The 17437-nt window shown below is 58.6% G+C and carries 13 protein-coding genes; 10 read left to right on the forward strand and 3 right to left on the reverse strand.

The window, feature by feature from the left end; genetic code table 11:
• Nucleotides 1–153: 153 nt before the first annotated feature.
• The 10 genes from ACRRQW_RS09295 to ACRRQW_RS09340 all read left to right on the forward strand — a co-directional run bounded on the left by ACRRQW_RS09295 (nt 154) and on the right by ACRRQW_RS09340 (nt 14508).
• Nucleotides 154–897, forward strand: a complete 744-nt coding sequence (locus ACRRQW_RS09295; protein ID WP_438481027.1) for an aspartate/glutamate racemase family protein — start codon at nt 154–156, stop codon at nt 895–897.
• Nucleotides 898–987: 90 nt separating this feature from the next.
• Complete coding sequence (locus tag ACRRQW_RS09300) at nt 988–1584, forward strand: RNA polymerase sigma factor (RefSeq protein WP_438481028.1); 597 nt, start codon at nt 988–990, stop codon at nt 1582–1584.
• A gap of 10 nt (nt 1585–1594) precedes the next feature.
• The gene (locus tag ACRRQW_RS09305) at nt 1595–2212 is read left to right on the forward strand and encodes a hypothetical protein (RefSeq protein ID WP_438481029.1); all 618 of its coding nucleotides are present in this window, start codon (nt 1595–1597) and stop codon (nt 2210–2212) included.
• Between the two features lie 9 nt (nt 2213–2221).
• Complete coding sequence (locus ACRRQW_RS09310; RefSeq protein WP_438481030.1) at nt 2222–4057, forward strand: RDD family protein; 1836 nt, start codon at nt 2222–2224, stop codon at nt 4055–4057.
• Between the two features lie 333 nt (nt 4058–4390).
• Complete coding sequence (gene purE / locus ACRRQW_RS09315; protein WP_438481031.1) at nt 4391–4882, forward strand: 5-(carboxyamino)imidazole ribonucleotide mutase; 492 nt, start codon at nt 4391–4393, stop codon at nt 4880–4882.
• Nucleotides 4879–6030, forward strand: coding sequence for a 5-(carboxyamino)imidazole ribonucleotide synthase (locus ACRRQW_RS09320; RefSeq protein ID WP_438481032.1), 1152 nt, complete (start codon nt 4879–4881; stop codon nt 6028–6030). The genes purE and ACRRQW_RS09320 overlap by 4 nt, the downstream gene beginning before the upstream one ends.
• A gap of 252 nt (nt 6031–6282) precedes the next feature.
• Nucleotides 6283–9213 (forward strand): TonB-dependent receptor domain-containing protein, encoded by a 2931-nt coding sequence (locus ACRRQW_RS09325; protein ID WP_438481033.1) that lies wholly within the window; start codon nt 6283–6285, stop codon nt 9211–9213.
• 127 nt (nt 9214–9340) lie between these two features.
• Nucleotides 9341–10546 carry a sensor histidine kinase gene (locus tag ACRRQW_RS09330; RefSeq protein WP_438481034.1) on the forward strand — a complete coding sequence of 402 codons (1206 nt, stop codon included), beginning with the start codon at nt 9341–9343 and terminating at the stop codon, nt 10544–10546.
• Entirely contained in the window at nt 10543–11364 is an 822-nt protein-coding gene (locus ACRRQW_RS09335; RefSeq protein ID WP_438481035.1) for a LytR/AlgR family response regulator transcription factor, read from the forward strand. Before ACRRQW_RS09330 ends, ACRRQW_RS09335 begins: the two co-directional genes overlap by 4 nt.
• 345 nt (nt 11365–11709) lie before the next feature.
• Nucleotides 11710–14508, forward strand: a complete 2799-nt coding sequence (locus tag ACRRQW_RS09340) for a TonB-dependent receptor plug domain-containing protein (RefSeq protein ID WP_438481036.1) — start codon at nt 11710–11712, stop codon at nt 14506–14508.
• A 171-nt stretch (nt 14509–14679) separates the two neighbouring features.
• Here the strand turns inward: ACRRQW_RS09340 and tal are convergent, their stop codons facing one another.
• Genes tal through ACRRQW_RS09355 form a run of 3 tightly spaced genes read right to left on the reverse strand, consistent with a single transcriptional unit; the run spans nt 14680 to nt 17433 of the window.
• On the reverse strand, nt 14680–15627 hold the full coding sequence (gene tal / locus ACRRQW_RS09345) for a transaldolase (protein WP_438481037.1): 948 nt from the start codon (nt 15625–15627) through the stop codon (nt 14680–14682).
• The gene (locus tag ACRRQW_RS09350) at nt 15596–17053 is read right to left on the reverse strand and encodes a CCA tRNA nucleotidyltransferase (RefSeq protein WP_438481038.1); all 1458 of its coding nucleotides are present in this window, start codon (nt 17051–17053) and stop codon (nt 15596–15598) included. Before ACRRQW_RS09350 ends, tal begins: the two co-directional genes overlap by 32 nt.
• Complete coding sequence (locus ACRRQW_RS09355; RefSeq protein ID WP_438482349.1) at nt 17050–17433, reverse strand: DUF423 domain-containing protein; 384 nt, start codon at nt 17431–17433, stop codon at nt 17050–17052. Before ACRRQW_RS09355 ends, ACRRQW_RS09350 begins: the two co-directional genes overlap by 4 nt.
• Between the last annotated feature and the right edge of the window lie 4 nt (nt 17434–17437).

The following is a 17437-nucleotide window of genomic DNA, read 5'->3' on the forward strand; positions in this document are numbered from 1 at the left end:
CCTACCTTTGCTGGAGCAAAGAACGGCCTCAACGGACGCGCGGGTGGAAAAGCGGGCGTTCATTGGTTTTAATTGAGACAAGTGAATTTGCTAATGGTCGCTTGCCTTGTTGCCAACGTGCGCGGCGCGGCGTTTGCTGCGTCCACACACGCTATGAAATGTCTCGGTCTCATTGGAGGCATCGGTTGGGAATCTACGGCCATCTACTACCGCTTGATCAATCAGGCGGTGCGCAACCATTACGGCAGCCTGTATTCGGCGCGGCTGATTTTGAATAGCATCGAGTTTCAGCACCTCGATTCGCTCGTGAAAGAGAATCGTTGGAACGACGCCGGCGCGATGCTCGCCGACGCAGCCACGACGCTCGAACGCGCGGGCGCGGACGCGATCGTCGTGTGTTCAAACCTGATGCATTACGTGGCGGAACACGTGGAGGCGGCGGTGGACGTGCCGTTGTTGCATGTCGGCGATGCGATTTTAAAAGAGCTGCGCGCAGCGCGCGTGAATCGAGTCGGGCTGATCGGCACGCAGTTTACGTTGGAACACGATTTCCTGTTCGAGCGACCGGCCGCGACGGCGGGTGCGGGGAAACGACGCTTGCCGGTCGAAATCGTGGCGCCAGCCGCGACGGATTTCGCGGAGTTGGATCGTATTATCTACGCAGAATTGTGCCAGGGCATCGTGCGCGAGGCGTCGCGAGAGAAACTGCTGCGCGTGGCGAAGGATCTGCGCGCCCGCGGGGCGCAGGCGATTGTGTTGGGATCGTCCGAACTCGCGCTGTTGTTAAAACCGGATGACTCGACGCAGCCATTGTTCGACAGCACCGAACTACACGCGCTGGCGGCGGCAAATTGGGCGATGGAGGACGGCGTCAAAAAGCGCGTCGCCAAGGCATGAATACCACGCAACGCGCTTACGGCATGGCGGAGTGGGAGTTGCGTAACATGAAATTTCTGCAACTAACGCCGGCCAGCCCGTGTTCTTAGCATGAATGAAGATCCCACAGTGCAAGCCTCAACCCCGGAGATGACTGCTCCGATCGACTTCACTACGTTCATGCGCAACTACCAAGACATGGTCTATTCTACAGCCGTGCGTCTCATCGGCAACGAGACGCAAGCGGAGGATATTGCCCAGGAGGTCTTCATCAAAGCGCACGCCCATTTCGACAACTTGAGCACGAGCCCGACGGCTGGCGGCTGGCTCAAGACGGTCGCGACGAATCTCTCGATCAACCACATCCAACGCTACAAGAAGCGCTGGAGCTTTTTTTCCGACCTCGTCCATCGCAGTGACGAAGGCGAAGAAAAGGAAGTGGAGTTTGCCGCGCCCGATACGTTTTTTAACGGCGTCGATTCCGGGGAAAAACGCGAGTGGCTCGAGCGCGCGCTCGAAAAACTTCCCGACCACCAACGTATTCCGCTGGTGCTCTTTCATTTTGAAGAAATGCCTTACGACGAGATCGCGAAGAAAATGCGCGTGTCCCTCAGCAAGGTAAAAACCGACATCCTCCGGGCCCGCGAAGCGCTCGCCAAAGTCCTCATGCAAAGCGGAACCGCTCACGAAAAATTTCTAGCCACCTGAAGGTGCCATCATGAACGAGAACAACAAAATGACACCCGAGGAGCTCGAGAAATTCATCCACCGCGAACTGCGTGCGCTCCCGCCGCGCAAGGCTCCGGCCGGTTTCGAGGCCCGCCTCCAAGCCGCAGTCGAGGCACGCACTGCTGCCGTCACGGCGTCGGTCGGACAAGCGGAGTCGATGCAGCAATTAGTGCATCGCGAACTGCGCGCGCTGCCGCTGCGCAAGGCGCCGCGTTCACTCGAGTCGCGCGTCATGGCGGCAATCGAAGCGCAAGCGAGCGTCGCGTGGTATCACAAATCGTGGAATCACTGGCCGGTCGCTGTGCGCGGCGTGTTCCTGGCTTTTGCCACAAGTGTGGCCGCGGCGGTGATTTTTGGCGGCTACCGGGCGTTTGCCGGAGCTGAACAGACGGCGAGCGCGGTCGGGGCCGAAGTTGGCCAACGCGTCGCGGTGTTCACTAAATTCTATCACGCGGTCATGTGGGTCGTTGATCTCGGCCAATCCGTGGTGCACTCGCTGCCGCCGCTGTGGCTGTATGGCGGGCTCGCGTTCGCGGTCTTCACTTATGCGGCGTTTTTCGGCCTCGGGGCCGCCGCTTACCGCACGCTCTATCGCTCGGCTGACTAATTTTTTCCAATGAAGAAGCTTTTGTTAAACCCCTTAATCGCCGCCTGGCTGGCCCTCGTCGCTCTGACGATGGCACCGGCTCTGCGTGCGCAAACTGAAACCAAGCCTGCACAGGAGCCCGTTGTCGCGCCTGCTTCCACGCCCGCGTCGGAGTCGGAAAAGAAAGCGGCGGCGGTCGTGGTGCCGGCGGCGCCTGAAGCCGAAGTGCCGGTCACGGTCGAAGCCGCCAACCCACCAGAAGAGGTAAAGCCGGCCGAAGAAAAATCAGCTGAGCTGCGCGAACTGGGCAATGAACCCGCTCCGGCCCAACCCGTGGAGGAACCCACGGTTTCTTCCAAAAAGAAAAAGAAAGGCACTCGCAGTTACGGCACAAGATCCGGCTCTGATGAAATTCCGTTGGGCAACCACCACGTCGCTGCTGGCGCGAAGCGTGGTGAGTCGGTCTCGGTTTTTGGGAGCACCACCATCGATGGTGAAGTCGGCGAAGCGGTTTCCATTGGCGGTAACACCACGGTGAACGGACGCGTAAATAACGAATTGGTTACCATCATGGGTAACACGACGATCAACGGAAGAGCGCATGATGTCGTGACCGTGATGGGCGACGTGATTCTCGGGCCGGAGGCCGTTGTGACGGGCGACATCACGGTGACCATGGGCAATTTGAAGAAGGCCGAGGGTGCGCAAGTGTTGGGCGAAGTGCATGAGGTCAGCAGTTTCGCCAATTTCGGCGGGAGCGGGGCCTTTGAAGGCTTCCATGCCTGGATTAAAAAGTGCCTGAAATACGGGCGCCCATTGTGGATCGGTGAGAATCTCGGTTGGATCTGGGTGATCGCAGGCGCGTTCCTCGCGTTCTACATGATTCTCGCGCTGATTTTCCCGCGCGGAGTCGTCCGCTCGGCAGAGACGTTGGAACAACGTCCGGGCGCGACCATCCTCGCGGCGTTTTTGACGATCATCATTGTGCCCGTTGCCTTCGTGCTGCTCGCAGTCACGGGCATTGGCTTGGTGTTGATTCCGTTTGTGATCATCGCGTTGTTGTTTGGCTCGCTGTTTGGCATGTCCGCGATGCTCGCGTGGTTTGGCCGGCGTGTCCTCGGCACCAGTGAACAGGGGATTGCGGGCCAACCGTTCTTCGCCGTGTTGGTCGGCGGCGTGATCGTCAGCCTGCTCTACATGGTTCCGGTGCTTGGATTTATTCTGTGGAAGCTGTTCGGTATTCTTGGTCTCGGCATGGTCGTCTATGCGCTCATCCAAGCGTCGAAGCGCGATAAGCCCAAGGCAGGACCGAGCGTGGTGACCGCAGCTACGCCGATTTACTCGCAGCCGATGAGTTCGGGTTTCACCTCGGGCGCGCCTTCCGCCACGGAGCCGTCATTTGCAGGCGCAGCAGAGCAAATTCCACCGTTACATTCCGCTTTTGTGCCGCCGGTATTGCCGGTGATTTCTGCGATCACGTTACCGCGCGTTGGTTTCTGGCTGCGGCTGGCAGCGGCGGCCCTTGATGCGGCGCTCGTGGGCATGATCTGTGGATTTATGAGCAGCATTTTCCATAATTTCGGCAGCGGTTTCTTGTTCTGGTATGCCCTCTATTGCGTGATCATGTGGGCGACGAAAGGCACGACCATCGGCGGCATCGTATGCGGACTCAAAGTGGTGCGCCTGGATGATCGTCCGCTGGACTGGGGCGTGGCTGTCGTGAGAGCGTTGGGTGGTTTTCTTTCACTGTTTGTCGCCGGGTTGGGCTTCATCTGGGTTGCGTTCGATGACGAAAAACAATCGTGGCACGACAAGATCGCCGGCACGACCATCGTGCGGGTTCCGAAAGGCACGCCGTTGATTTGAACGCGTGGGCGCAGCAATGAACCCCTATCCTTTGATTGATATTCTTGGTGTCCTGTTGGCTTTGGGTTTCGTCCTGCGCTTAGGGTGGCTCGTTTTCTCGGGGATTCGGAGTGGGATAGCGCAGCTCAGAGCGGGCCGAGGATACGCGCGCGGTAACAAACCACTGACCTTTTGGTCGATCGTAGGCCTGCAATCGGCTGGCGTGGTTTGTTTTTTAGCCTATGGGGCACGGTGTCTGACCAGACTTTAAGTAAAGATCGGGCGGCTTCTCGAATCCGGCCTTTTCGTTGCTGGACATGTTTGGGCGAGTTTACAGCTTAGCGCTTTAAGCTTATGGCTTCATCTTTACCACTCGTCGGAATCATCATGGGCAGCACCTCGGATTGGGGGACGATGGAGCACGCCGCGGCGCAGCTCGAAGCGCTTGGGATCCCTTACGAAAAGCGGGTCGTGAGCGCGCATCGCACGCCGAAACTGATGGTGGAATATGCGGAATCGGCCGAAAGCCGCGGCTTGAAACTCATCATCGCCGGCGCGGGTGGGGCGGCGCATTTACCGGGGATGGTGGCGTCGTTGACGACGTTGCCTGTGCTCGGAGTCCCGGTGGAATCGAAGGCGCTCAAAGGCCTCGATTCGTTGCTTTCGATTGCCCAGATGCCCGGCGGCGTGCCGGTGGCGACATTTGCGATCGGTAAACCCGGCGCAATCAATGCGGCACTCTTTGCGGCGTCGCTGCTCGCGCAAAGCGACGCGAAAACGAAGAAGGCGTGGGCAAATTTCCGCGTCACGCAGACCAAAAAGATTTTGAAAGCAAAACTGCCGTGAGCGCGGACGTGACGGTGACCCCGAAACCGATTTTACCGGGAGCAACGATCGGAGTGCTCGGCGGCGGCCAGCTGGGCCGGATGCTTTCGCAAGCGGCGACGAAGCTGGGTTACCGCATGCACGTTTACGAGCCGCAGGCGAATTCGCCCGCGGGCACCGTGTCGCACCAAGAAGTAAATGCGCCTTACGAGGATATCGCTGCGCTCACGGCCTTTGCGCGTGAGTGCGACGTGGTGACGTATGAATTCGAAAACGTGCCCGCCGCGCCCTTGAAGGCGATTGAGGCGGTGTCAGTGCTGCGTCCGCACTGGAGTGTGTTGGAAACAACGCAGAATCGTTCGCGCGAAAAAAACTGGCTGAAGCGAAACGGGTTTGCCCATGCACGGTTTGCGGAAGTCGCGGCGAACGGAGATCTGCTCGCGGGGATTCGCGAAGTCGGCGTGCCGTGCGTGGTAAAGACCGCGGATTTTGGCTACGATGGGAAAGGTCAGCTGAAGGTAATGAGCGAGGCGGACGTGCCGGCGGCACTGAAGCGATTCGCCGGTCAACCGGTCGTCATCGAGCAGTTTATCGATTTTTCCTGCGAAGTCTCGGCGGTCGTGGCGCGCTCGACGACAGGTGAAGTGAAGGTATTTCCGATTTCGGAGAATATTCACACGAATCACATCCTCGATTTTTCCATCGTGCCGGCCCGCGTCGCCGCAGAAGTGCTGGCAAGAGCTGAGAGCCTGGCGTTGGCGGTCGCGGCCAAAATCGATCTGGTCGGGGTGCTCGGCGTGGAGTTTTTCGTGACGAGATCGGGCGAAGTCTTGATCAACGAGCTCGCCCCGCGCACCCACAACAGCGGCCATTACACGTTGGACGCGTGCGTGACTTCCCAATTCGAGCAACAAGTCCGCGCGATCTGTGGTCTGCCGCTCGGCGACACGAAACTCATCTCGCCGGTAGTGATGGTGAACATCCTTGGGGACGCTTGGGCGAACGGAGAACCGAATTGGGCGGCGCTGCTCGCCGATTCATCCGCGAAACTGCACCTTTATGGTAAAGGCGATCCGCGTCCGGGTCGAAAGATGGGGCATTTCAGTGTCGTCTCGGGGGATGCGAAAACCGCGTATCACCGTGCGGTCGAGTTGAAATCCCGCCTCTAAGTAAGAGAGCTGACTCCCTCCGGGTTAGATCGTTTTTAGCAGGCTTTGCCTTGGCGCAGGTGTTGGGTGCGTTCTCGCGCTCTGTGTGGTTTATTCCGCTCAGCTTTAATAGCGTGGGTAGGGAAAACAACTGGTCAGGGCATCCGAAGGTTTGGAGATAATTATTGATTCCCGGCGCGCAAAATGCTCAGTTCGTCGCAAGAAATTAGCCGTTCATCGGTCTTTCTTACTAACACAACACACAACCGAACTATGAACAATAGCTCCGTAAGTAACCTACGGAAGCCTTTGGCGCTGCTTGGCGCCGGGCTTTCACTATTCGCGGCAAACGCCGCTTTTGCTCAAACCACGACGACGACCACCACCCCGGCTGGCACCGTCACGACCAAGGAAAAAGAAGAAACGGTCGCCTTGGAAAAATTCCAAGTCACCGGCTCGCGTCTCACTGGCGCTGCGGCAGATGGTCCTCTTTCGGTCTCCCTCTATAAGATGGATGACATCCAAAATAGCGGTTACTCGAACATCGGTGAACTCATGCGCAAAAAGCTGCCGCAGTTCGGTGGCGGTGTGGGCACGATCAACGAAGCGTTCGGTAACGGTGGTAGCGGTCAGGCGACGATTTCCCTGCGTAACCTTCCCCTCAGCCGCACCTTGTTCCTCGTCAACGGTCGTCGCACCAATGCGGACATCAATTTGATCCCGCAAAGCGCCGTCGATTCCATCGAAGTGCTGAATGACGGTGCCTCCGCTATTTACGGTTCCGACGCGGTCGCTGGTGTGTTGAACATCAAGCTGAAGCGCAACTATGAGGGCGGCGAATTCAAAGCCCGCTATGCCAACACGACCGACACCGATGTGGGCGAAAAGCGTTTCGGCCTCACTTGGGGTGGCAAGTTGAACGGCAACACGTCCCTCACGGCCACGATCGAGCATTACGAGCGCAATCTCCTCATGCACTATGAACGCGACGTCAGCGTTCCTGCGGGTGACTCGGTTTCCGGCACCTCCAATCCTGGTCTCTTCACCCCTGTTTCGACTGCCGCCCAACGTTTGGCTGCTAACGCGACGCAAGCGGGCGACGCCGGCCATGTGGCTGGTGTGACCAACACCAACGTCCTCGTTCCTCTGCGTTGGTTCGTGAACACCTCGGGTGGTGCGTTGACCTCTGCCAGCCAAGTCCCGGCCGGCTTCGTCCCGAACGCCTTTATCACCGCTTCGAGCGCTCTCTCGGTTGCCCAACGCAATGCGTTGCGTGACGCGGAAGAAAACACTCGCAACGCCGCTCTCGGTTCCAGCGCCATCGTGCAATATGGCCCGAACAAGGTTATCCTTCCGGGCGTAAATGCCGGTTTCCCGTTCGGTTACTACACCTACGCGTTCCGTCCGCAAGAGACCACCGCCATGGCCTTCGCCGTGGAAACCGAAATCAGCGAAAGCCTCCGGTTCTTTGCTGATCTCAACATCGGTCGTAACGAGAGCTCCAACGCCCTCGCGCCTTCGCCGCTCTCCGGTCGTTCGGTCGCCACGACCAACTACTGGTATAACACGGTGTTCCCTGCGGCCACGGCTGCTGGTAACTCCCTCGGTTTCGGCTATCGCCCGATCGAACTCGGCTCCCGCATCACCTACAATACATTCGACCAAGCCGCTCTCACCGCGGGCTTGAAAGGTGATATCCAAGACAAATGGAACTACGAAGTCGCGGTCATGCGTGACGTCTTGAAGGTCACCTCCGTCCAAACGGGTGGTGTGCTTTCCGGTGCCTATAACACCGCGTTGGCTGCCAGCACCCAAGCGGCTGCCTTCAATCCGTTTATCTTCACGCCCTTCCTGACCACGAATGCGCCGGCTAACACCACGCTCCTCGCGGCTCTCGGCGGTTCGGCTCAATCGGTCAGCCGTTACACCACGGACCAAGTTGACGCTAACGTTGCAGGCGAAGTTTTCGATCTGCCGGCTGGCGCGATCAAAGTCTCAGTGGGTGCGGAATGGCGCAAAGAAACGACCGACGAACGCCCGGACAGCAACCTCATCAACGGCACCGTGTTCCCCTTCAACATCGTGTCTCCGTTCGCTGCTAAGCGCGAAATCGTTTCCTACTACGCCGAGACCGACTTTCCGGTCATCAAGAACCTCAATGTTCAAGTTGCCGGTCGCGTGGAAGAATACAGCGATGCGGGTGGCACGGGTCTCAAGCCGCGTTTCTCCTTCAGCTGGAAGCCGGTTGGCGACCAACTGAACATCCGCGGTTCTTACTCCCAAGGCTTCGTGGTGCCGGGCGTCAGCGCCCTGACCGCCAGCGCTCCTTCGCAGAGCTTCACCGAGTTGTTCAATCCGGTCACTGGCGTCCGCACGCAAGCGACCGCCGGCTCTATCTTCATCGGTAACCCGGCCCTCAAGCCGGCTGAATCCGACAGCTGGCTCTTCGGTGTCGTGTATTCGCCCAAAGCGATCAAAGGCCTGAGCCTCGGCCTCAACTACTACAAGATTGAGGAAGACGGCATTCCGTTCACCAGCGACCAATACATCGTCAACGAATGGTTCGCCGCTGGCCCGTCCAACGCTTCCAATCCGTTCGGCCCAACGGCCGCCCCGAGTGCGCAAAACCCGCTCGGCGCCCAGGTTGAAATGAACGTTGATGGCAGCCTCCGCCAGGTTCGTAACGTTGGCCCGATCAACTCGGGTAAGCGCATCACCGATGGTTTCGATGCCTTCGTTAGCTACTACCAAGACACCTCCGTGGGTCGCTTCACGGTGGAAACCGCGTTCACGCTCGTCACGAGCTTCGAACAAGAGAACTTCCCTGGCGCTGGCACGATCGATTACCTCGGTCGCTACTGGCCGTCAGGCTCTGCTCTCGGTAACTACGGTTTCCCTGAACTGAAGGGCTCCTTCAACGTGGCTTGGGAAAAGAGCCGCTACTCCGCCTCCGTGGGCTGGAATTATGTCGACGGCTACAAAGAAGCCGGCAACGCCGACAAAAAGATCCCGTCCTACGACACCTTCGACGTGCGTCTTGGCTACAACATCCCCTGGATCGAAGCCAAGCTCACCCTCGGTGTGAACAACATCACGGACGAACAACCCCCGTTCATCGCGACCAGCTTCGAGACCCAGTCTGATCGTGCGATCACGGACATCCGTGGCCGCATTCTCTACGTCGAACTGAGCAAGAAGTTCTAAGCTGAGTTTTAGTTAAAACCTTTCGCGGGGCGGCCTTTGGGCCGCCCCGCTTCTTTTTGGGCATCCGCGATTGTTCGTTGCGTTGTGGCGGTTCGAGTCGCTATGTCGCCGCTCGTTTTTGCCGCCCATGTCTCTCTGGAAACGTATTTTTTCGCCGCTCTACAAGCACACGACTTCGCAAGAACGTAAGGTTTTGAAAGTCCAGATGGTGCTCTTGTTCGTGCTGAGCACGTTTCTCTACATCGGCTTTCCGGGCACGCGCGAATGGCGCCGCCAGGCGGAGGAAGAGCACATGCAAACCATCATCCGCGGCTGGGATGGTCTGGCTTGGTATACGTGGCTGGCCGCCGCTCCGGCGATGCTCATGCTGGTGCGACGCTTTCCTGCCGGGAGGGGGCGGATCTGGGTGAGTGTGCCCGGCCTCGCGCTCGGCAGTGTGTCGATTTATTTGGTGGTTACGCACGTTCGTTACGTGCTCAGCGTGTTTCCGGATGGCATGAAAGGCGTGCCGTGGGCGCGGCTGACGGATTTCGATACCTACGCTTACAACACGTTTGGAATGCTGCCGCTCGATTTGCTGACCTACAGCGGCTTTTTCGCGGTCTCGTTTGCAGTAAATTATTACTACAAACACCGGCAGCGTGCGGAGGAATCGTTGAAACTGCAGATTCGCGCGGCGCGGTTGGAGTCCGAGTTGTCGCGCGCGGAACTCGCCGCCCTGCGCGGACAGTTGCACCCGCATTTTCTTTTTAACAGTTTTAACGCGCTCGCCACGTTGGTGCGCCAAAAGAAGAACGACGTGGCGGTGGAAATCATCGCGCAATTAAGTGCGCTGTTGCGGCTCGCGATCGAGCGGATCGGATTTCAAGAAGTCACGCTGCGGCAGGAGTTGGATTTTATCCAACGTTACCTCGATTTGGAGCAGGTGCGTTTCGGAGATAAATTGCGGATCGATTTTCAAGTGGAGCCCGAGGTGATGGAAGCATTGGTGCCCAACATTCTGCTTCAACCGATCGTGGAAAATGCGATCAAGCACGGCATCTCCCAGCGCACGACCTCGGGTTTATTGCAGATTTCCGCGGCGCGTAAATTCGGACGATTGGAAATCAAAGTGATCAACGATGGCCCAGATAAAAAACATGACCCCCAGGACGCGATAAATTCCGACGCCATGCCTTCGACGGGGATCGGCGAAGCGAATACGCGGGCTCGTTTGGAAAAGTTGTTTGGTGAAAATTATCTATTGGAACGGCAGATGCGTCCCGAGGGCGGCGCGGTGGTAGTGCTTGATTTGCCTTGGCGGCTTGCGCCAGTGTCCAAAATTCCCGCATGAAGAAAATCCGAGTTTTAATCGTCGATGATGAGCCGCTCGCGCGCGAAGGCGTCGAAGCGATGCTGGCGATCGATCCTGAAATCGAAATTGTCGGCCTGTGTGGCGATGGACAAACGGGTTTGGAAGCGATCCGCCTGCACCAACCGGATTTGGTTTTTCTGGATATTCAAATGCCGCGCCTCAATGGCTTCGAGGTGCTGGCCGCGCTGAAATCCGGTGAACGCCCGGTGATTATTTTCATCACGGCGTTTGATAAGTATGCGATCAAGGCGTTCGAGTGTTTCGCGTTTGATTACCTATTGAAGCCGTATCGCGATGCGCGTTTTTATGCCGCGCTCGCGCGCGCCAAATCCGAGATCGGCAAAGCCAAGGACATCGATATGTCGGATCGGCTCGAGAAGTTGCTCGGTTACGTTAAGAAACTGACGTCTGAACCGGGAGTCGTTCCGACCACGCCGCCGCCGGTGAGCGCACCGAACGATAAGTTGGTGTTAAAAACGGGCAGTGATCTGAATTTTATCAAGAGTGCGGACATCGTGTGGATCGAAGCGCAAGCCGACTTTGTGAAAGTGCACTCGGTGGGGCAGGCGCGGCTAGTGCGGGAGACGCTGCAAAGCCTCGAAGAGCGTTTGGATCCCGCGCGGTTTGTGCGCATCCACCGCTCGTCGCTCGTTAATCTGGACTACGTGAAAAAAGTGACGCCGGCACTTTACGGGGACTACACGGTGTTGTTAAACGACGGGACGAATTTGAAGTTGAGCCGCGGCAATCGCGCAAAATTGAAACAGTTGATGGGCCTGCGCGTTTCACGCGAGTGACCGCAACTTAGTGCAGACTCGCCGCTAAAAATAACAATTTCGGCGCTGCCCGGGCTCGAAATCGAAGAGCATTTCGTCGAATTAAAAAAGCGATTGGCGGGTGCGTTCCAGCGTCTGGTCGATATGAAGTTGCGGCGTTTTTTTAGCGTTCTTACGGCAGTCAGGAAACACGACGGCGTGTTTTAACTAACACAACACAACTGAACTATGAAAAATAGGTCCGTAAGAAACCTACGGAAGCCTGTGGCGCTGCTTGGCGTCGGGCTTTCTCTACTCGCGGCTCAGGCCGCTTTTGCGCAAACGTCTCCGGTTCCGGCCCCCGCGAGCGAAGGCTCCGATGAAGCCGTGAAATTGGAAAAGTTCTCCGTCACCGGTTCCCGCCTCACCGGCGCGGCCGTCGAAGGCAGCTTGTCTGTTTCGCTCTACAAGATCGATGCTCCCCAGAATGCGGGCTACTCGAACTTCGGCGAATTGCTTCGCAAGAAGCTCCCGCAATTCGGCGGTGGTGTCGGCACCATCAACGAAGCGTTCGGTAACGGCGGCAGCGGCCAAGGCACGATCTCGCTCCGCAATCTTCCGTTGAGCCGCACGCTGTTCTTGTTGAACGGCCGTCGCACCAACGCTGACATCAATCTGATCCCGACGACGGCGATCGACAGCGTGGAAGTCCTCAACGATGGCGCTTCGGCCATTTACGGCTCCGAAGCCGTGGCCGGTGTCGTTAACGTCAAACTCAAGCGTGACTACGAAGGCGGCGAATTCAAAGCCCGCTACGCCAACACGACCGACACGGATGTGGGTGAAACCCGCTTCGGTTTGGTCTGGGGCGCGCGCTTGAACGGCAAGACGAGCCTCACGGTCTCGGTCGAACACGCCGAGCGCAACCTCCTCATGACGCCGGATCGCGAAGTCAGCACCCCGTCGGGTGACTCGGTTTCCGCGACTTCCAATCCCGGTCTTCTCACGCCGAACTCGACCGCCGCTCAGCGCCTCGCCGCTAACGCCACGATCGCGGGCGATGCCGGCCACGTCGCTGGTGTGACGAACGTCAATGTGCTCGTCCCACTGCGCTGGTTTGTCGACACCTCCGGCGCTGCGTTGACTGCAGCCAGCCAAGTCCCGGCTGGTTTCAACCCCGCTGTTTTCCTGACGCTGCCTTCCTCGATGTCGGTCACGGCCCGCAACACCGCGCGTGATGCACAGGAAGCCGCGCTGAATGCCGGTCTCCCGGCCAGCTCGCCCGTGCGTTATGGTCCGAACAAAGTGCTCTTGCCCGGTCTCGCGGCAGGTTATCCGTTCGGTTACTACACCTACGCCTATCGTCCGGCCGAATCGACCGCGATCACCTTCGCGTTCGACCACGAGATCTCGGAAAACTTGAGCTTCTTCAGCAATGTGCTGCTCAGCCGCAACGAGAGCTCGAATGCGTTGGCGCCTTCGCCGCTTTCCGGCCGCACCGTGCCGACGACGAATTATTGGTATGGCCAGGTATTCCCGGCCGCTGCCGCCGCGGGTAACTCCTTCGGTTACGGCTACCGTCCTTCCGAACTCGGACCGCGTATCACCTATAATAAATTCGAAGACATCGAAATCACGGCGGGCTTCAAAGGCACCTTCGCCGAAAAGTGGAACTACGAAGTCGCTTACATGCGCAATGAGTTGAAGGTCGTCTCCACCCAAACCGGTGGGGTGCTTTCCGCGGTTTATAATTCCGCGCTGGCCGGCACCACGGCGGCGACGGCATTCAATCCGTTCAGCTTCACGCCGTTGTTCTCGACGACTTCCCCGGGCAATCCGGATGCGTTGATCTCGACCTTCCGCGGTTCGGCTTCTGAAACCGATCGTTTCGTGACCAACCAAGTCGACGCCAACGTCGGCGGCGAAGTGTTTGACCTTCCGGCTGGCCCGATCGCGGTCTCAGTCGGTGCTGAATACCGCAAGGAAACCGAGGACGATCTCCCGGATAGCAGCCTCCAGACGGGTGCGGTTTTCCCGTTCAACATCGTTTCGCCGTTCAGCGGCGCGCGTGAAATCGTTTCTTACTACACGGAGCTCAATGTTCCGGTCGTGAAGAGCTTCTCGGTCGGCTTGGCCGGTCGCGTGGAAGACTACAGCGATGCAGGCAACACCGGCCTCAAGCCGCGCGTTTCCTTCCGTTGGGAACCGCTTTCGAAAGAGCTGACGATTCGTGGTTCGTGGGCCCAAGGCTTCGTCGCCCCGAGCCTTACCGCCCTCGACGCCGGTTCTCCTTCGCAGAGCTTCAACGAAATTTTCAATCCCGTCACCGGCATCCGCACGCAAGCGACCGCCGGCACGATCGAGATTGGCAATGCCGGCCTCCAGCCCGGTGAATCGGACAGCTACTTGATCGGTGCAGTCTATTCGCCGAAAGTCGTCAAGGGCCTGACCGTTGGCATCAATTACTACCGCATCGACGAAACGAACATTCCGTTCACCAGCGACCAATACATCGTGAACCAATGGTTCGCGGCGGGTCCGACCAATGCCGCCAATCCGTTCGGCCCGACCGCGGCTCCGAGTGCTCAAAACCCACTCGGCGCGCAGGTTGAAATGAACGTCGACGGCAGCATCCGTCAGGTGCGCAACGTCGGTCCGATCAACAGCGGCGATCGTCATACGGACGGTCTCGATTTCTTCGGCAGCTATTACGTTCCGACGACCGCGGTGGGCGATTTCACGTTCGATATTTCGGCCACGAAAGTGCTGAACTTCGAGCAGGAAAATTTCCCCGGTGCCGGTTCGATCGACTACCTCGGCTACTACTGGCCGGACGGTTCCGCGCTCGGTAACTTCGGCTTCCCGATCTGGAAAGGTTCCACCAGCCTGACCTGGAAGAAGAACAGCTACCTCGCCTCCGTCAGCTACAACTACGTTGATGGCTACACCGAGATCAACGACGACACCGACCCGACCGACGACAATAAAGTCGGTTCTTACAGCACGGTCGATGTGCGCCTTGGCTACACGCTTCCATGGGTCGACGCTCAATTGACCGTTGGCGTGAACAACGTCACGGACGTGCAACCTCCGTTCATCGCGAGCAGCTTCGAGAATCAATACGACCGCGCTATCGGTGACATCCGTGGCCGCGTCTATTTCGTCGAGCTGAGCAAGAAGTTCTAAAAAACTTCGCTTAACGAAACCGGTTTAAATGCAGCGGGGTGGCTCTCACGAGTCGCCCCGCTTTTTTTGTGCCTCGAAGCCGGCTGGGCTTCTGGAACTGGAAAATAAAAACGGCCATCGATTCGCGATGGCCGTCGAGGAGACTTGATTGGGAATCTGTGGTGACCGCGCTTACTTCCGCTTCTCTTCGATCAGCTTCTCGAGCTTCACGATGTCGGCGTTGAAGCCGCGGATGCCTTCGGCCAGTTTTTCGGTCGCCATGGCGTCTTCGTTGAGCGCGAGGCGGAAAGCTTTTTCGTCGAACTTTACTTTTTGCACCTTCGGGCCGGTCTTGCTGGCGGAAAGCTTGCGCTCGACGGGCTCGTTCGAAGCGAGGAGTTCGCCGAGGAGGCTCGGGCTGATCGTGAGCAAGTCGCAGCCGGCGAGTTCGAGGATTTCGCCTTTGCTGCGGAACGACGCGCCCATGACTTCGGTTTTGTAACCGAATTTTTTGTAGTAGTTGTAGATTTGTTTCACCGAGATCACGCCGGGATCTTCCGTAGCAGTGTATTCCTTGCCGGTGCTCTTCTTATACCAATCGAGGATGCGGCCAACGAACGGCGAGATGAGTTTCACTTTCGCGTCGGCGCAGGCGACGGCTTGCGGGAAGGAGAAGAGCAGCGTGAGGTTACAGTTGATTTTTTCTTTCTGGAGAACTTCGGCGGCTTTAATGCCCTCCCACGTGGCAGCGAGTTTGATGAGAACCCGGGCGCGGGGTGTGCCGAGTTTTTCGTAGAGCGCGATGATCTCGCGGGCTTTCTTAATGCTGCCGTCCTTGTCGAACGAGAGGCGCGCGTCGACTTCGGTGGAGACACGGCCGGGGACGATCTTGAGAATTTCCTGGCCGAAATAAACGAGCAGGCGGTCGATGATTTTTTCGATCTTCGCGTTTTTACCCGAGTCCTTGATCGCGCGGGTCACGATGCCGGCGTAGGCTTCGATGCCGGCGGCTTTGAGGATGAGGCTGGGGTTGGTCGTCGCATCGAGCGGCGAATACTGCACCATGCTGGCAAAGTCGCCCGTATCGGCGACGACTTTGGTGAATTTCTTAAGCTGTTCGAGTTGGTTTAGGCTGCTCATGAGAACTGGATTGGTTTTGGGACGATAAAATTGCGGGGTGCGCCCGCAAATAGTTTTTCACCCACTCGACCGCGCCGGCCTCGTCGTTGAAGGCGCCATCGAGTTGCGACTCGAACGCCGCGTCGAGGGCGGGTTTAAAATGTGGACTCGGCGTCAAGCCGAGCGCGATCAAGTGGCGGCCGAGCAAAATCGGTTTCGGCGCGGCGTGCTCAAGTTCGAGCCGGCGCGCGGAATTGCGCAGGTATTCCAAGCGCACCGCGGTTTGCGCCGAGACCAGCGGCGGACGTCCGAGGTGATCGGCTGACATCACGGCGATGAGATCGTCGATGGTGGCGGGCGAGATTTTGCGCGCGAGCCGGCGCACGGTGGTATCGCGAAATTCCAAGCCGCCCGTGTGGTGCAACAGGTGGTTCACGACCAGCGGGCGGACATATTCGATCAGTTGCAGCGGTGCGCCGATCCGGAGGAGAAATGTTTCTGCGAGCGGCCCGCCGGCGGCTTCGTGCTCGGGACTGACCCAGCGGATTTTTCCTTTGCGATCCGCTTGTTTGGTGGTTTCGGGTTTTCCGAAATCGTGCGCGAGCACGCTGAAGGTTAACAGCCGGCGCGACTCCCCCGAGCCTTCGCGCCAGGTTGGCAGTTTCACCAATGCATCGAGGCAGTGCCCCGTGTGCACGAGCACATCGCCTTCGGGGTGCCATTCGGGTTCTTGCGGGACGAGGTCGAGCGCGGCGACTTCCGGGAAATGAGCGAGCCAGCCGGTTTGTTTTAACACCGCGAGACCGAGCGAAGGCTTGGTGGATTTCGTCGCCCATTTATCCCATTCGCCCCAGACGCGTTCGACGGGCAATTCCGCGTAGCTGGCGCGGATCGATCGGCACAGCGCGATCGTTTCGGGCGCGAGGGTGAACTCGAAACGCGCCGCCAGTTGAAACGCGCGCAGCACGCGCAACGGGTCTTCGACGAAGGCCGCGCTCGTGTGTCGCAGCACTTTGTTTTTCAAGTCTTCGCGGCCGCCGTGGAAATCGAGAATCTGGTCTTCAAGCGGATCGTAAGCGATGGCGTTGACCGTGAAATCGCGCCGTGCCGCGGCTTCAGTTTCCGTGAGTGTGGAATCGGGCACGACGGCGAAGCCACGATGGCCGGCACCGGTTTTCGATTCGCGGCGAGGCAGACTGAAATCGTATTCGATGCCTTCGAGGCGCACTTTCAATACGCCAAAACTGCGGCCCACGATATCGGTTGGCCCGAAGGCGGAGAGCGCGTTCCCCATTGCGTCGTAGTCGAGCCCATAAACTTCGATGTCGAAATCCTTGGGCTCCAGCCCGAGCAACCAATCCCGCACGCATCCGCCCACCAAGCGTGGCCTGCCGCCTGCGGAACGCAGCGCAGCAAGGGCGGCTTTGAGTGGCGGGGGAAGCATCATGCTTTGGTTTGCTGGAGCGCGCTCCACGCGATGAGCGCCCAGCCGACGAGAAACAACAGACCGCCGATCGGCGTGACTGGCCCGAGAATTTTCGGGCCACCCAGCGACAGCCAATAAAGCGAGCCGGAGAAAAACAAGGTGCCCAGCACCCAGCACCACGCGATGGCGCGGGCGTTCGGCCAGGTTGCGGCGACGCCCGCAAGCGCGAGCAACGCGACGGCGTGGATCAAGTGATACAGCACCGCAGTTTGCCACGTGCTCGTGTGGCTGCGAGCGGTGAGCGTCTCTTTGAGAGCGTGCGCACCAAAGGCGCCGAGCGCGATTCCGGAAAAGCCCAGCGTGGCGGCCGCGAGCAGGATGAAGCGAAGCGTGGGCGTCATGAGT

The sequence above is a fragment of the Oleiharenicola lentus genome (genome assembly GCF_051660365.1).
Classification (GTDB): domain Bacteria; phylum Verrucomicrobiota; class Verrucomicrobiia; order Opitutales; family Opitutaceae; genus Lacunisphaera; species Lacunisphaera lenta_A.

Coding starts and splice junctions, on each gene's coding strand:
- ACRRQW_RS09310 (WP_438481030.1), top strand. CDS start 2,222: ATGAAGAAGCTTTTGTTAAACCCCTTAATCGCCGCCTGGCTGGCCCTC.
- ACRRQW_RS09335 (WP_438481035.1), top strand. CDS start 10,543: ATGAAGAAAATCCGAGTTTTAATCGTCGATGATGAGCCGCTCGCGCGC.
- ACRRQW_RS09295 (WP_438481027.1), top strand. CDS start 154: ATGAAATGTCTCGGTCTCATTGGAGGCATCGGTTGGGAATCTACGGCC.
- ACRRQW_RS09305 (WP_438481029.1), top strand. CDS start 1,595: ATGAACGAGAACAACAAAATGACACCCGAGGAGCTCGAGAAATTCATC.
- ACRRQW_RS09300 (WP_438481028.1), top strand. CDS start 988: ATGAATGAAGATCCCACAGTGCAAGCCTCAACCCCGGAGATGACTGCT.
- ACRRQW_RS09330 (WP_438481034.1), top strand. CDS start 9,341: ATGTCTCTCTGGAAACGTATTTTTTCGCCGCTCTACAAGCACACGACT.
- ACRRQW_RS09350 (WP_438481038.1), bottom strand. CDS start 17,053: ATGATGCTTCCCCCGCCACTCAAAGCCGCCCTTGCTGCGCTGCGTTCC.
- tal (WP_438481037.1), bottom strand. CDS start 15,627: ATGAGCAGCCTAAACCAACTCGAACAGCTTAAGAAATTCACCAAAGTC.
- purE (WP_438481031.1), top strand. CDS start 4,391: ATGGCTTCATCTTTACCACTCGTCGGAATCATCATGGGCAGCACCTCG.
- ACRRQW_RS09355 (WP_438482349.1), bottom strand. CDS start 17,433: ATGACGCCCACGCTTCGCTTCATCCTGCTCGCGGCCGCCACGCTGGGC.
- ACRRQW_RS09325 (WP_438481033.1), top strand. CDS start 6,283: ATGAACAATAGCTCCGTAAGTAACCTACGGAAGCCTTTGGCGCTGCTT.